The 14,520-nt window shown below is 37.0% G+C and carries 11 protein-coding genes; 5 read left to right on the forward strand and 6 right to left on the reverse strand.

Annotated elements, in window-relative coordinates:
- Positions 1-21: 21 nt before the first annotated feature.
- Positions 22-876 carry a hypothetical protein gene (locus tag BCR21_RS15255; RefSeq protein WP_069647315.1) on the forward strand — a complete coding sequence of 285 codons (855 nt, stop codon included), beginning with the start codon at positions 22-24 and terminating at the stop codon, positions 874-876.
- Positions 877-1,072: 196 nt separating this feature from the next.
- Positions 1,073-1,933, forward strand: coding sequence for an RluA family pseudouridine synthase (locus BCR21_RS15260; protein WP_069647316.1), 861 nt, complete (start codon positions 1,073-1,075; stop codon positions 1,931-1,933).
- Positions 1,934-1,977: 44 nt separating this feature from the next.
- Here the strand turns inward: BCR21_RS15260 and BCR21_RS15265 are convergent, their stop codons facing one another.
- The 3 genes from BCR21_RS15265 to BCR21_RS15275 form a co-directional block, all read right to left on the reverse strand.
- Complete coding sequence (locus BCR21_RS15265; protein WP_069647317.1) at positions 1,978-3,498, reverse strand: phosphohexomutase domain-containing protein; 1,521 nt, start codon at positions 3,496-3,498, stop codon at positions 1,978-1,980.
- A gap of 36 nt (positions 3,499-3,534) precedes the next feature.
- Positions 3,535-3,990: an arginine repressor gene (gene argR / locus BCR21_RS15270; RefSeq protein WP_069647318.1), complete on the reverse strand. Its 456-nt coding sequence runs from the start codon at positions 3,988-3,990 to the stop codon at positions 3,535-3,537.
- Positions 3,991-4,147: 157 nt separating this feature from the next.
- On the reverse strand, positions 4,148-4,945 hold the full coding sequence (locus BCR21_RS15275) for a helix-turn-helix domain-containing protein (protein ID WP_069647319.1): 798 nt from the start codon (positions 4,943-4,945) through the stop codon (positions 4,148-4,150).
- Positions 4,946-5,033: 88 nt separating this feature from the next.
- Between BCR21_RS15275 and BCR21_RS15280 the strand changes: the two genes are divergently transcribed.
- The gene (locus tag BCR21_RS15280; protein WP_069647320.1) at positions 5,034-7,220 is read left to right on the forward strand and encodes an alpha-galactosidase; all 2,187 of its coding nucleotides are present in this window, start codon (positions 5,034-5,036) and stop codon (positions 7,218-7,220) included.
- A 122-nt stretch (positions 7,221-7,342) separates the two neighbouring features.
- On the opposite strand, the gene BCR21_RS15285 is transcribed toward BCR21_RS15280, so the two are convergent.
- Together BCR21_RS15285 and BCR21_RS15290 are read right to left on the reverse strand one after the other, a co-directional pair.
- Entirely contained in the window at positions 7,343-8,956 is a 1,614-nt protein-coding gene (locus BCR21_RS15285; RefSeq protein WP_069647321.1) for a glycoside hydrolase family 13 protein, read from the reverse strand.
- Complete coding sequence (locus BCR21_RS15290; RefSeq protein WP_069647322.1) at positions 8,946-10,907, reverse strand: sucrose-specific PTS transporter subunit IIBC; 1,962 nt, start codon at positions 10,905-10,907, stop codon at positions 8,946-8,948. Before BCR21_RS15290 ends, BCR21_RS15285 begins: the two co-directional genes overlap by 11 nt.
- A 252-nt stretch (positions 10,908-11,159) precedes the next feature.
- Between BCR21_RS15290 and BCR21_RS15295 the strand changes: the two genes are divergently transcribed.
- Together BCR21_RS15295 and BCR21_RS15300 are read left to right on the forward strand one after the other, a co-directional pair.
- Positions 11,160-12,641, forward strand: a complete 1,482-nt coding sequence (locus tag BCR21_RS15295) for a sucrose-6-phosphate hydrolase (RefSeq protein WP_069647323.1) — start codon at positions 11,160-11,162, stop codon at positions 12,639-12,641.
- Positions 12,642-12,654: 13 nt separating this feature from the next.
- On the forward strand, positions 12,655-13,638 hold the full coding sequence (locus BCR21_RS15300; protein WP_069647324.1) for a LacI family DNA-binding transcriptional regulator: 984 nt from the start codon (positions 12,655-12,657) through the stop codon (positions 13,636-13,638).
- 345 nt (positions 13,639-13,983) lie between these two features.
- Here BCR21_RS15300 and BCR21_RS15305 read toward each other — a convergent pair whose 3' ends face one another.
- Positions 13,984-14,520 carry an AAA family ATPase gene (locus BCR21_RS15305; RefSeq protein WP_069647424.1) on the reverse strand — a complete coding sequence of 179 codons (537 nt, stop codon included), beginning with the start codon at positions 14,518-14,520 and terminating at the stop codon, positions 13,984-13,986.

Genomic DNA, 14,520 nt, shown 5'->3' on the forward strand with positions numbered 1-14,520 from the left:
TAAGTTTAACTGGAGGAAAAAATGAAAAAAATTAGTGTTGGATTGGTAATGTTAAGTTTGAGCCTACTTGTATCAGTTGCCCCTCAAAATGCATCAGCCCAAGAAAAAAAGGATTTAGGTATCTCGACTAATCTAGTAGGAAATGTAACAACTAAAAAAGTGACTATTACCTTAGAAGATGGTGCAAAATGGACATTTAATGATATCTATAATGCAATGTCTGAATCTCATGGTTTAACAATTGCCGGGATTTCAAGTGTTGAAGAAGTCAAAAAAATGCATAGCTTGTTAAACGCACAAGCAAGTGAATTTACCCTTGAAAATATCGACGTTACAGATCGTCAAAACAAAAAACAACGAATCAACCTAGCTGTAAAAATAAATTCAAATTCTGCACAGCTAGAACACTCTTTAGAATTCAAAACTAAAACAAAATGGACGCGTGATGACTTATTTAATAACATTAAAAGTACATTAGGTTTTTCAATTTTAGATATGCCCGCTGCTGAATTTGAAAAACTTAATACAGCTGAAACATATCAAGTGAAGAATTTTACATTGAAAAATATCAAGGTTAAAACAAACGATCAAAAAGTTAAAACCGTAGATATTAAAATCTCTATCATTGAAGAAGACTATGCTGTTTCTGTCACTATACCTAAAGGAGCAACATGGCACTATAACGATATTTATGGTAAAATCTCTGAAGTTTATGGCTTCCGTGTTCATGCTATAAAAGATCGTCAAGATGTAGAGAGAATGCAAGGATTCATTCGCAACCAAACAAAAGACTTCCGCATGACGAATATTACTATTTTGGATAAAGACAATAAAACTGTAGATGTGAGTTTTGCAGTTAAAATCACTGAACAATAAGAAAAAAATGTGTCATTGATTTAGAGCATAGCCAATTTTATTTTGGCTATGTTTTTTTATACTTTTCTAAAAAGTGCTGAGCAAAAAATCAACACCACTATATTTGGCACTCCTACTTTAATTCCACCTAACTACTTGAACTTATTCTTCCATTTGTTAAACTAAGATAGAACGCTATTGAAAAGGTGGAAAACAAATGGAATTATCCATCCAATTACCTAAGAATTTTAAAGAACAAACCGTCCGAGAATTACTCGAACAAGAATGGTTAGTTCCTCGTAAAGTACGACATTTTTTGCGAACTCGAAAAAATGTTTCGATCAATGGAGAGAATGCTTTATTCCATTTTTTTGTAAAAAGTGGTGATGTTATTACTTTACAGTTTGAATCAGAAGATTATCCAACACCTACGATTCTTTTAGGCGACGAGTCTAACGTTAATGTATTATTTGAAGATGAGCACTTGATTATTTTGAATAAACCAATTGGAATGAAAACCCATCCTAATCAACCGGATGAAACTGATACCCTACTTAATCATTTAGCAGCTTACTTGGCACCTAAAAATCAAATCCCGTATGTAGTTCATCGATTAGACAAAGAGACAAGTGGTGCGATTTTATTTGCTAAAAATCCTTTTGTATTACCGATTTTAGGTCGATTACTAGAAAGTAAGCAAATTTATCGGCGCTATCAAGCGGTGGTTTCCGGTCACCTAAAAGAGTCTTTGACCATTCATAAAAAAATTGGACGTGATCGACATGACCGCCGAAAACGAGTGATTGATGAGCGTCGTGGTGATGTCGCAATTACTCATGTTGATGTTGCGTCTTATCTGAAAAAGACAAATCATACAACCGTTTATTGCGTTTTGGAAACTGGGAGAACCCATCAAATCCGCGTGCATCTGGCAAGTATCGGGCATCCAATCGTTGGTGATCCTTTATATCATCCAAAGCCTATCGGGCGCTTGATGCTTCATGCTTATGAGCTACATCTGACCCATCCATTTACTGGAGAAGTGATTGTGGCAATTGCTGATCCAAGTTTATGGTAAGCTAAAAAGCTAGGAGAGAACTTCTTGTTCTTTCCCAGCTTTTATTATTTCTTCAATGCTTCATCAAGTATAGCTAAATCTAACTGTTTATATCCTTCAAAAAATCCAGCAAGTGCAGCTAAGACTTTTTGATTCGTCCCTATTATATCATTTTCCACTTGTAAGACTAACAAGGGCTCATGCAGACTCATCCGCAACAAAAACCAGCCACTACCATACTCATCATAAACATTCACTCGAATTCCTTCATGATTTTCAGGATCGATTTTCATGCCTCGTTGACTCAAAACAAAATCGCTTAAATCCCGAATCACTTGTTCACCATAATCACGGACATTTTCTGCTAGAATTTCAAATCGTAATTCTTGGGTTTCAGTTGGCTGTTTTAATGAGCTGATCAAATCACCTAATGTTTCGTTTTCTTTTTTTAGTTTAGGCAACAGCATCAAGATTTTAGCGATAACGTAGGCACCGTCATCCAAATAATAGTTTTCTTTAAAGGCTGCGTGTCCGCTTGTTTCAATCGCTAATTGTGTATCGATTCCTTCATCGTTTAGCTCAATCATTTTATTGATTACATTGCGGTAACCAGAAATATAGCGCACTTGTTTGCCGCCAATAGATTCGATAAAATCTTTCAAATGACTTGAAGTTGGTGAGTTTGTCACAATACTGCTACCTGGATATTCAGCCAGAACAATCATTGCCAAGACAGCAATCAGATTATTCCGGTTGATCACTTCACCAGATGCATCCACCACCGCCGAGCGATCCACATCTGTATCAAAAATCACACCTAAATCCGCTTTATTTTTCAAAACAGCTTGTTGAATACTTGCCATCGCTTCTTTATTATCAGGGTTTGGAATATGATTAGGGAACATGCCGTCAGGTTCTAAGAATTGTGAACCTGTGATGTCTGCTCCAAGTTTGGCTAAGACTTTTCCCGCAAAAAAGCCCCCAGCTCCATTCCCAGCATCTACTATAATATGAAAACCAGCTAGAGGTTTTTCTTCTGTCGTTTTCATACCTTTTCGAATTTTATCTGTTAAATCAGCGGAATAATCATCTAAAATCGAGTTTTTTGTAACTGTTCCTTTGGCTACAAGTGCAGGTTTTTCAGCATGTGCCAAGATATAGGCAATATCCGCTTTTTCAGCTCCACCAGATTTAGTGAACAACTTCAACCCATTAAAATAATAAGGCAAATGGCTAGCGGTGATCATAATCGCTGCATCGCAGTCATATTGCGGAAATTGAGTTGCCATAAACATTGCTGGCGTTGTCGCTAAACCAAAATCTAAAACTTCTATGTTTTGCTCAACGAAACTGTCGATCAATGCTTGTTTTAGGCTTTCTGCTGAAATACGACTGTCGTGGCCGATGCCGATTTTTAAATTTCCTGCTTGATGTTTTTCAGCTAAATTTTTTTTATCACGAAGCCAATGAACCATTCCTACTGCAATTTCCCCGGCTTGCGCTGGTGTTAAGTTCGCTGTTTTTTCTTCATGATCTACTGCTATTCCTCTTATATCCGACCCGTTTTGTAACGCTTTCAATTCCATGTAACCAAATCTCCCTTCATTTTTTGATTGGTTATTTTAATCCATCATCGCTTCAAAGCGTTCAACGACAGCGATTGCGTCACCTTCTGAACGAGCAATGATAATGATTGTATCCACTCCTGCCACAGTTCCTGCAATTTCTTCATAACTAACTTCATCTAAAAAATTTGTTACCACATCTGCTGCGCCCATATCTGTATGGACGATTACCATAAATTGAACACGTTCCATGCGAGTCACTGAATCTTTTACGGATTCTTTTAGCTTATCTTCACTGCTTGATGCTTGTTGTTGAGAGAATAAAGCATACTTCACTCGACCATCAGAGCCGTGGGTTTTAACGATACTCATCTCGCGCACATCTCTTGAAACAGTCGCTTGGGTTGCTTTGACACCTGATTGTTCAAGACGAGCAATCAGATCGTCTTGAGTTTCTATTTCATTTTCTGTGATCAATTGCTTGATCAACCGTTGTCGGTCTGTTTTTTTCATGTTTCGTTTACACTTCCTGTTTTGGTTATTTTCTTTATTATAGCGAAAGTTGGGGGAATTTGCATTTCTTTTTGGTAAAAATTACTTTATTTATGAAAAAATAAGAAAATCGTTCGCTACCACTTAATTTTATAGCAGTCTCTTTCCGATTCATGGATTATCGCGGAAAATAAATTTCTTTTTGGTTTCTGTACTCACTTGGAGACATCCCCATCTCCTTTTTAAACACTTTACTAAAATAATTTCCCGTTGAAAACCCTACTTTTTTTGCGACTTGCCCAATTGCTTCTTCTTCCCATAATAAAGACAGGGACTGAATAATTCGTACCTGTTTTAAATAGTTTATGGGGGATGACTTGTAGACTTCTTCAAACTGACGAATCAATGTATACTTTGATATCATGTATCTCTCAGATAGGAAATCTAAACTTATGTCTTCAAAATAATGGGTATCAATATATTTTTTTACTGCCTGAATTCCATCCGTTTTTTGTTGAATTTCTTTCTGAATTGCTTCCTTAATATCCAAAAAAAGCGCAAATGATATTTTAGCATTTTGTACTGCACTCAACTCACGATCTTTTAGATCAATCACAATGCTTTTAAGTCTTTCAATCAAATCCATTGATAATTCTATAACAGAAATCGATGTATCCAGCCATTGCGTCATTATAGTGGAAAATTCGATAAATAAAAAACGCCACTTCTCACCAAAATAGCGATAGTTCCCAGGTATTTTAGCAAAAAAAGCGTTGTTTTCCCTGAGAGCAATTTTTCTCCCGCCCATTTCTAAGAAACCTTCACCCGTTAATGTCACCTGCAAAACAATCAGCTGTTCTTTTCGAATACGAGCATCCCAATTATAAGTACTACTGCCCTCACCTATACCAACTCCACGAATAATCGGCAAATGGTGATCATCTGTATAATGGAATTGACGAACAAAATTCTGCAATTTATTACCCTCCTTAAAATTATTTCATCTTGTTGATTCCTATTATACTCGATACTATGTATATAATAAATGAAAAGGAATGACTTATATGACTATCTTTTTTGATGATTCGCAAAATATTTTCCATCTAAGCAACAATACAATAAGTTATATTATAGGTATCGAAAAAGAAAAATATCTTACCCATAGATATTTTGGTCCGTATTTAAACAGCTATCATCAAGTCAACCAGTTACAACATATCGATCGCGGTTTTGCTACAAATCCGATCAGTGAAGAACGAACATTTTCTTTAAACACATTGCCTCTTGAAACGAGCACACAAGGAAGTTTGGATTATCGGGTGAGTAATTATCAGTTCCGAAATTCAGAGGGGTTTCGAATCACAGATTTTGTGTATGATCGTTTTGAAATTTTACAAGGGAAGTCTCCTTTAAAAGAGTTACCTTCACTACGAGGAGAAACACAGCAGACGTTAGAAATCTACCTTATAGATCCTGTCCAATCCCTTGAAATGGTTCTTCGTTATACAATATATGATGATCTCCCAGTCATTACGCGCAATGTTGAGTATCAAAATAATGGAGTACAGCCTATTTATTTGGAAAATGCAGGCTCCATGTTGCTAGACTTGCCACGTTCTGATTTTGATCTATTAACACTTAATGGTTCACATACCAATGAAGCGACGATTCATCGGCAGCCACTTCATCCAGGTATCCAAAAAATAAGTTCGACCAGAGGAACGAGCAGTCCGCAGCATCATCCGTTTTTAGGACTTGCCGATCGCTATACAAATGAAGATCAAGGACAGGTTTATGGATTTCATTTTATTTACAGCGGGAATTTTGTTGCCCAAGCCGAGGTAGAGCAATATGGTAGCACACGCATTCAGATGGGAATCAATCCCGAAACTTTCGAGTGGAAATTGATTCCTGAATCTAGTTTTCAAACACCAGAAGTCGTGCTAAATTTTAGTGAGCAGGGATTTAACCAACTGTCTCAAACATTTCATAAACTGTACCAAAATTATTTAATACCTGAATATTGGCAAGAACAGGAACGACCAATTTTACTTAATTCATGGGAAGGAAATTATTTTGACTTTACAGAAGAGGACTTAATTAGCCAAGCAAAACAGGCACATGATTTAGGGATTGAATTGTTTGTTTTAGATGATGGTTGGTTTGGTCAACGAGAAGATGATACCACGTCTTTAGGCGATTGGGTTGTCAATAAAACCAAACTGCCCAATGGCATTGAACATGTTGCAGATATTCTACATCAACAAAACATGAAATTTGGTTTGTGGTTTGAACCAGAAATGATTTCTGTGAAAAGTCATCTGTTTGAAGTGCATCCTGAGTGGAGTTTACAAGTACCTGACTATCCTCAAACACAAGGAAGACAACAACTTGTTTTAAATTTAAGTTTACCCCAAGTTCAAGATTATCTTATTCAGGTATTAAGCAATTATCTTTCTTCAAATAAAATCGATTATATAAAATGGGATATGAATCGACACTTAACTGAAGTTGGCAGTTTTATTTTGCCGAATGATCAACAAAAAGAAGTAAGTCATCGATATGTTTTAGGGCTGTATCATATTTTATCCGAAGTAACAAAACAATTTCCACATGTATTATTCGAAAATTGCTCAAGCGGTGGTGGACGATTTGATCCTGGGATGGTCGCCTATATGCCTCAAACATGGACAAGTGACAATACAGATGCGTTATGTCGGACACAAATCCAATACGGATATAGCTATCTTTACCCACCTATCATGATGGGTGCGCATGTTTCTGATAGCCCTAACCATCAAGTTGGCAGAAATACACCATTAGAAAGCCGATTCCTAATTGCAATGAGTGGGAATTTCGGTTATGAACTAGCAATAGAAAAACAGTCTCCACAAGCATTGGCAGAAATAAAGGAGCAAATTACTTTTTATAAAAAGCATCGAAGATTATTGCAATTTGGGCAATTCTACCGGGTCAAAGAAATTGATTCCACTTATGCTACAGCGTGGTTATTTAAAAATGAAACAGAGGCATTACTTGTTTACTCCAATGGCCTTGCACAACCTGCTCAACCTGTTCAATATGTAAAGACAAACTATTTAGACGCATCTGCACACTACAAAGACACGGAAACGGGAAATATATACAGCGGTAGTGAATTAAATCATGCCGGCATACTGGTTCCAAGAATAAAAGGCGATTTCCAATGCTTTTACAAACATTGGACTGTGCTTGATGAACTAACTAAATAGTCTCTAATAATGTTTCAGAGTCCAAATAGCTCAGAAAAATAAGCCTTCATCTACAAGAACATTTTTACTATCCTTGCAGACGTTGGTCTATTTTTCTGAGCTATATACTTTTTCTCTCTTGCTTATTTTAGAGATACTGCATACGCTTCATAAGCTAGCAACTCGTCTGTAATCTCTTTTTCATAGTTATGGATGATCGTTTCTTTTAGTACTCGTGTTCTTCCTAGCGCAAAATGTGCTGGTTGATCAGAGAAATTGACGACAACGAGTACCCTTTCACTTTGATACTCGCGAATATAAGCTAAAACTGTTGCATCCGCAGTCGGAATGCTTTCAAATATTCCTTCTATAATAATCGGCATTTCTTTACGAAGCTGAATCAGTTTTTGATACGTATAAAATAAAGAGTTTGGATCATTTAACGCTGCTTCCACATTGATTTCATTTGAATTCCCTACTGGAAGCCAAGGAAGCCCTTTTGTGAAACCTGCTTGTTCAGAATTATCCCACTGCATCGGGTGACGTGCATTATCCCGTCCTTTTGCATTGATTGATGCTATAATCACTTCTTCCGTATAACCAGAATTGATACGTTCATCATACATTCTGCGACTTTCTATATCATCAACTTCATCAATCGTTTTAATCGGATAATTGATCATGCCGATTTCTTCTCCTTGATAAATATAAGGTGTTCCTTGAAGAAAATAAAGGTAGATGGCTAGCATTTTCCCACTAATCACGCGATACTTCTGATCATCGCCCCAACGAGAGATAATCCGAGGTAAATCATGATTATTCCAGAACAGCGAGTTCCACCCTTTTCCAGCTAACTCCGTTTGCCATTTAGAAAACACTTGATGCAATTCTTTAGGATCTAATTTTTTGATATCCCATTTTCTTTTGCCTGTTTGCTTATCTAAATTGATGTGTTCAAATTGAAAAACCATTGATAACTCTTCTCGGCTCTCATCAGAATAAAGCTGAGCGATTTCTGGCGTTGCGCCCCATGTTTCACCGACTGTAACTAAGTCATAGTCTCCAAATGTATTTCGATTCATTTCTTGTAAAAGTTCATGAAGCTTTGGTCCGTTTTTAGTAATCAACTGATCTGGTTCTTTTCCTATCAAATCAATAACGTCTAAACGAAAACCGCCAACACCTTTTTCAATCCAATAATTCATCATACGATAAATTTCTTGACGCATCACAGGATTTTCCCAATTCAAATCAGGCTGTTCTTTCGCATGTAAATGAAAATAATATTCCCCGAGCGTCGGGACAAAAGTCCACGCAGAACCACCAAAATTTGATTGAAGTTCATTGGGTTTTTCGCTTTCGTTTCCTTTTCTCCAAATATAAAAATCATGATACTCACTTGCAGGATTTTGCAGTGCGGACTGAAACCACGGATGTTCTGATGACGTATGATTCACGACCAGATCCATAATAATCTTGATGTTTCTTTTCTGTGCTTCAGCGATTAACTTATCCATATCTTCCATGGTGCCATACTCTGAACCAATCGCTTCGTAATCACTGATATCGTAGCCATTATCTTCATTGGGCGATTGGTAAACAGGGCTGAGCCAAATCGCCTCTATTCCTAGTAATGCCAGATAATCTAAACGCTGGATAATCCCTTTTATGTCCCCAATGCCATCAGCGTTTGTATCTTGAAAACTGCGTGGATAAATTTGATAGATCGTGGCTTTCTTCCACCAATTAGTTTTCATAATGCGCACTTAACGCCAATAGATCTTGGCCTCCATCCACTTTCGGTAGATTAATCGCTTCGACAGCAGCATAGGCATCCGTATTTGTAATAATCATCATTACGGTGCTATCTAAACCAGCTTGTTTAAGATTCTCTAAATCAACTATCCCTAAAATATCTCCTTTTTTTACTAATTCACCGTATTTTCTAGTGGTTTCAAAGCCTTCGCCTTTTAATCCAACTGTGTCGATTCCGATATGAATCAATACCTCTGCACCATTCGTTGTTCTAAGTCCATACGCATGTTTTGAATCATAAACAACGGTTAATTCTCCATCAGCAGGTGCATAAATAGTGCCTTCTTCCGGAATCACTGCAATCCCTTTTCCCATCATTTCTTGTGCAAATACAGGATCATTTACTTTTTTTAGTGAAATAGGAGTACCACTTACGGGCGATGCTAATACCTCATCTTGAACAGCCGCTACACTTGCTTCAGGATCTTCATTGATTTCAACGGCAACTTCTCCAGCTGTTCCATCATCACCTATAAAAACCTCCATATGACGTTTTCCGTATGCATACGTTGTCACGAATCCTACACAGATACTGATAACGATACCGATCATGAAATAGGAAATTGATTTTGGTGCGATTGAAATAAATCCGATCACACTTGCTGGTCCCATCGCTACTGAAAGCACATGGAAAGCGCCGATAAATAGACAAGCCACAGCTGAGGCAATCATGCCACAAATAAATGGAAATTTAAGTTTTAAATTGACCCCGAAAATGGCTGGTTCAGTAATGCCTAACATAGCAGAAATACTTGCTGACGTTGCTAAGCTTTTTTGTTTTTTATTTTTCGTTAATAACATGATGGCAAGCGTTGCTGCCCCTTGCCCTACATTGGCCATAGAAGCGACTGGAAAAATAAATGATCCGCCAGTTCGTGCTACGTCTGCTAATAGTGTCGTTTCAATGGCTGGGAAACTTTGATGCAATCCTGTGATGACAATCGGTGAGTAAAATAGACCGAAGACACCTAAGCCGAGTGCTCCTGTTGTATCATACAACCAAACAAGTCCATTCGTCAGACCGTCTGATACAATTCTCATCATCGGACCCACAACGATAAATGTTAAAAAACCAGTAATAATAATGGCTAGCATTGGTGTAAATGTAAAATCAAACGCGTTGGGAATACGTTTGTGGAAAAATTTTTCTAAAGATGCTAAAATCCACGAAACCGCTAATACTGGTAACACAGAACCTTGATAGCCTGCTTGCGCAACATCCATTCCAAAAATATGCCAATAGGGCATACTTCCATCTGCGATTGCATTTGCTACACCATAGCCATTAACTAAATCTGGCATAACCATCGCCATTGCCATCGCAGCTCCCAAATAAGGATTTCCACCAAAGCGCTTAGTAGCAGAAAAACCGACTAAGATCGGTAGGAATGCAAACGGGGCGGACGCCAGTAAATTGATGATACTCGCAAAGTCTTTTACATTCGGAAATAGTTCTACGACTGATTGAGGACCAAATAAATCCTGAGCAGTCAAGACATTGTTTAATGCCATTAATAATCCACCGGCGACTAATGCCGGGACAATCGGAACAAAAATATCAGATAATACCTTAATAAATGCCATAATAGGATTATTTTTTTTACCATTCGATGCGACTGCTTTTAAGTCAGCAGTAGACGCTTCTTTCACATTGGTGATTTTTATAAGTTCATCGTATACATTATTTACATCGCCAGCACCTATGATAATTTGGAATTGGTCGTTAGCTTCAAACGTTCCTTTCACAGCATCATTATTATCTAAAGCTTTCTGATCCACTTTACTTGAATCCTTTAGAACAAGCCTTAGACGAGTTGCGCAGTGTGCGGCAGCCTGAATATTGTCTTTTCCAAGTGCTTCATTGATTTCCTTTGCTACTTTTTTGTAATCCATCTTCTTTCCCCCTAATTGTCATTTAAGCGCTACTAAAATAATAGAAGAAACTGTATTGTGTTTCAAAAATGTAATCGCTTTTTCACATACAAAGTATGCCACGATTCTGATTAATTGTCAAACGTTTATCAATTTTAACGAATGAAACAAAAAAATACTTATATTAACAAACTAATTAATTGTTATACGTTTGACATTCAAACACTAAATAGTTACACTATATGTGAGAATACGCTTACGAGGAGAATATATATGTCCGAAAAAAAAGTTTGGTCTAGAGAAGAACGTTATCAGCCCTATCAAGAATGGGGGCCCGAGCACCTTTCCTCACTAAAACAAAAAATAGATGCGTCAACCTGGCGTTTAGGCTATCATATTCAACCTGCTACAGGTTTATTAAACGACCCAAACGGTTTTTCATTTTTCAATAATCAGTGGCATGTTTTTTATCAGTCTTATCCGATGGGCCCCGTTCACGGTATAAAATCTTGGTATCACATGACCTCTGATAATTTGATTGATTGGAAAGAAGAGGGAACAAAAGTATTCCCAGATAGCTTATACGACAGCCATGGCGTTTATTCAGGAACTGCTCTGCCGATGTCTGATCAGTTATTTCTTGCTTATACGGGTAACGTTCGTGATGATGATTGGACTCGTCATTCGTATCAATTAGGTGCCTGGATGGATCAATCAGGTAGCATTAAAAAAGTCGAAGAGCCGCTGGTTGCTGCACCTCCAGCTGGTTATACGTCTGAATTCAGAGACCCTCAAGTCTTTCGTTATAAATCTGGCTATCTAATGACGATTGGAGCGCAAGATGAAGCAGAAAAAGGCAAAATTCTAACCTATCAAAGTTCTGACTTACTTTCTTGGCATTGTATCGGTGAATTAGGGTTTACTGATCAGGACATGGGATTTATGATCGAATGCCCAAATTTACTTTTAACGGACGAATTCGCTCTACTTATTTTTTGTCCGCAAGGGTTAGACCCTGACGTTTGCCCTTACCAAAATATCTACCCAAATATGTATGTCATTGGCGATTCTTATCAGTCTGAATCAAACCGCTTAACAAACCCTTCTAGCTTGAAAAACTTAGATGAAGGCTTTGATGTTTACGCTACACAAGCATTTAAAGCACCCGACGAGCGCTTATTATCGATCAGCTGGATCGGATTGCCGGAAATTGATTATCCCACTGACCAAGAAGAATGGGCACATTGTTTGAGCATCGTGAAGGAATTGATTGTAGAGGATAAAAAATTATATCAACGTCCTGTTGCAGAGATGAAACAACTACGTATAGACGAAGGAATACATTTTGATAACAGCAAAGATTCTTATCATGAGACTGCAACAAATCATTATGAATTAGCCCTATCATTTGATTCTCTATCCACTGGAACCCTTACCTTATATGCAGATAAAGAACAGAATCAAGGATTAACGATTCATTTTGATTCCCAACGTGGTAAAATGACAATAGACCGCAGTCATGCTGGTGTTCCTTTTGGAGAAGATTATGGCGTTGTACGATCATTTTCTATCGAACAAAAACCATTGAATTTACAAATATTTGTCGATTCTTCCGTTGTTGAACTTTTCATCAACGATGGTGAAAAAGTAGCAACCATGCGAGCATTCCCAGGAACAGGTCACACAGGATTTCATTTAACATGTGACGGAGATTATCAAGGACAATTTTGGCAACTGCGGAAAACTAACCAATAAAGGATGGAATTGTATGGTCGTCAAACTAACAGATGTAGCAAAAAAAGCTGGTGTCTCCCCTACGACTGTTTCCCGTGTTATTAATAATTACGGCTCATTAAGCAAAAAAACAATTGATAAGGTAAATCGTGCGATGAAAGAGCTTAATTACCAACCAAACTCTTTAGCTCGTTCACTACAAGGAAAAAACACACAATTAATCGGGCTTATTTTCCCAACTGTTGCGAATCCCTTTTTTGGGGAGTTGGTGGAAAGAATCGAACAAAAACTTTTTGATTTGGGGTATCGGGTTATTTTGTGTGATAGTGCCAATAATAAGGAAAAAGAACGTCATTATATAAATATGCTTGCAGCAAATAAAGTTGACGGCATTATTGCTGGTGCCCACAACTTAGGGATCACAGAATATGAGGATGTTGAACTTCCGATTGTTTCTTTTGACCGCTTTTTAGGCAATACTATTCCGATTATCGGCAGTGATAATTTCCAAGGCGGGTATTTAGCGACTGAGACCTTATATGTTAGAGGAGCCAGAAAAATCGCGATCCTGACAGGTTCACACGAATCGAACTCCCCAACAAATTTTCGTTTAAACGGGTATTTAAACTTTTTAGAAGAACATGACTTAGCCCCTAAAATTTTTCATATTCAAACGACGGCTCGCTCAACAACGCTAAAAAACTTAGAGATCAAGCATATTTTAGAGACGGAAGATATTGATAGTTTATTTTGTACAGATGATCTAACTGCTATTCTTGCCTATAATCAATGTCAGCAATTACAGATAAATGTTCCTGAACAGCTGAAGATCATTGGCTATGATGGGACAAAATTTGTTCAGAACTATTTTCCCCAATTATCGACGATCGCTCAACCAATGGCTGATTATGCGGATATTTTAGTTGATCTTTTATTGCAGAGGATACAAAATCCTGAAAAAAAATTGGAGAAACATTATCTGTTGCCTGTAAAATTAATTCAGGGGCAGACAACTTGATGGTTTGGGTTTAACGGGGGTTCTTTTATCTGTTTTGATGGGACTGTAAAAAATGAAAGAGCGTCAAGTCTGTTTTTCCTTTAACAGGCTTGATGCTCTGTGTGTATTTTTGCAATAAAAATATACTCTAATATACTTTAATTTCCTACATTTTAATTCCTAGCTCATTTTTTAAATAATCGCCTAAATATTATCTTTTCTAAAAGAAGCATTTTTTATTTCCCCTGTTTTCCAATTTCGTTTTGGATAGAGCGTACCCTTGAAATTGGTTGCTCCCTGTTTCCTGATAGCACAGCACCCTATTGATATCATTCTAAAAGGTTTCTCATTTTCAAATCAAATTATTTAAAGATTAAAACTGAATACTTTCCTGTTAAACACGGACTCCAATTGATCCCATGTATATATATCACAATTGATTTTCAGAGACTTTGAATACTCGATTACCTTTTCACGTTCAATATTTTGTGCTTCTTCAATTAAATCTAGGGTTAACCAAGTACCTCCATCTCTTTTTACAAGCCGCTCAAATATGATTTTAGGATCTGCTTGTAAGAAAATTATGTACTCGATACTTAAGCATTTAAAAATTGAAATATCTATAATTTCAATTTTCTTCTCTTTATTAAAAAGAACAACGTGCCCATCTAAAAGAACCATTTCTTCATTAACATAATAATTCACTGCATCTAATAAAATATCTTGATTATTACTTAAATTATCTATTTTTTTGAATTTAAACTCTTGCCCACTATAATTCTTAATTAACTCGCTACAGGTATATTTAGTATAAGCTTGTAACGAATCTGAGTTCTTAATAAAACTAGTTTTCCCCACGCCGTGTATACCGCAGACAAATATTTTTTTCGCACTGTAAATCAT

The sequence above is a fragment of the Enterococcus ureasiticus genome (assembly GCF_001730285.1).
Taxonomy (GTDB): domain Bacteria; phylum Bacillota; class Bacilli; order Lactobacillales; family Enterococcaceae; genus Enterococcus_L; species Enterococcus_L ureasiticus.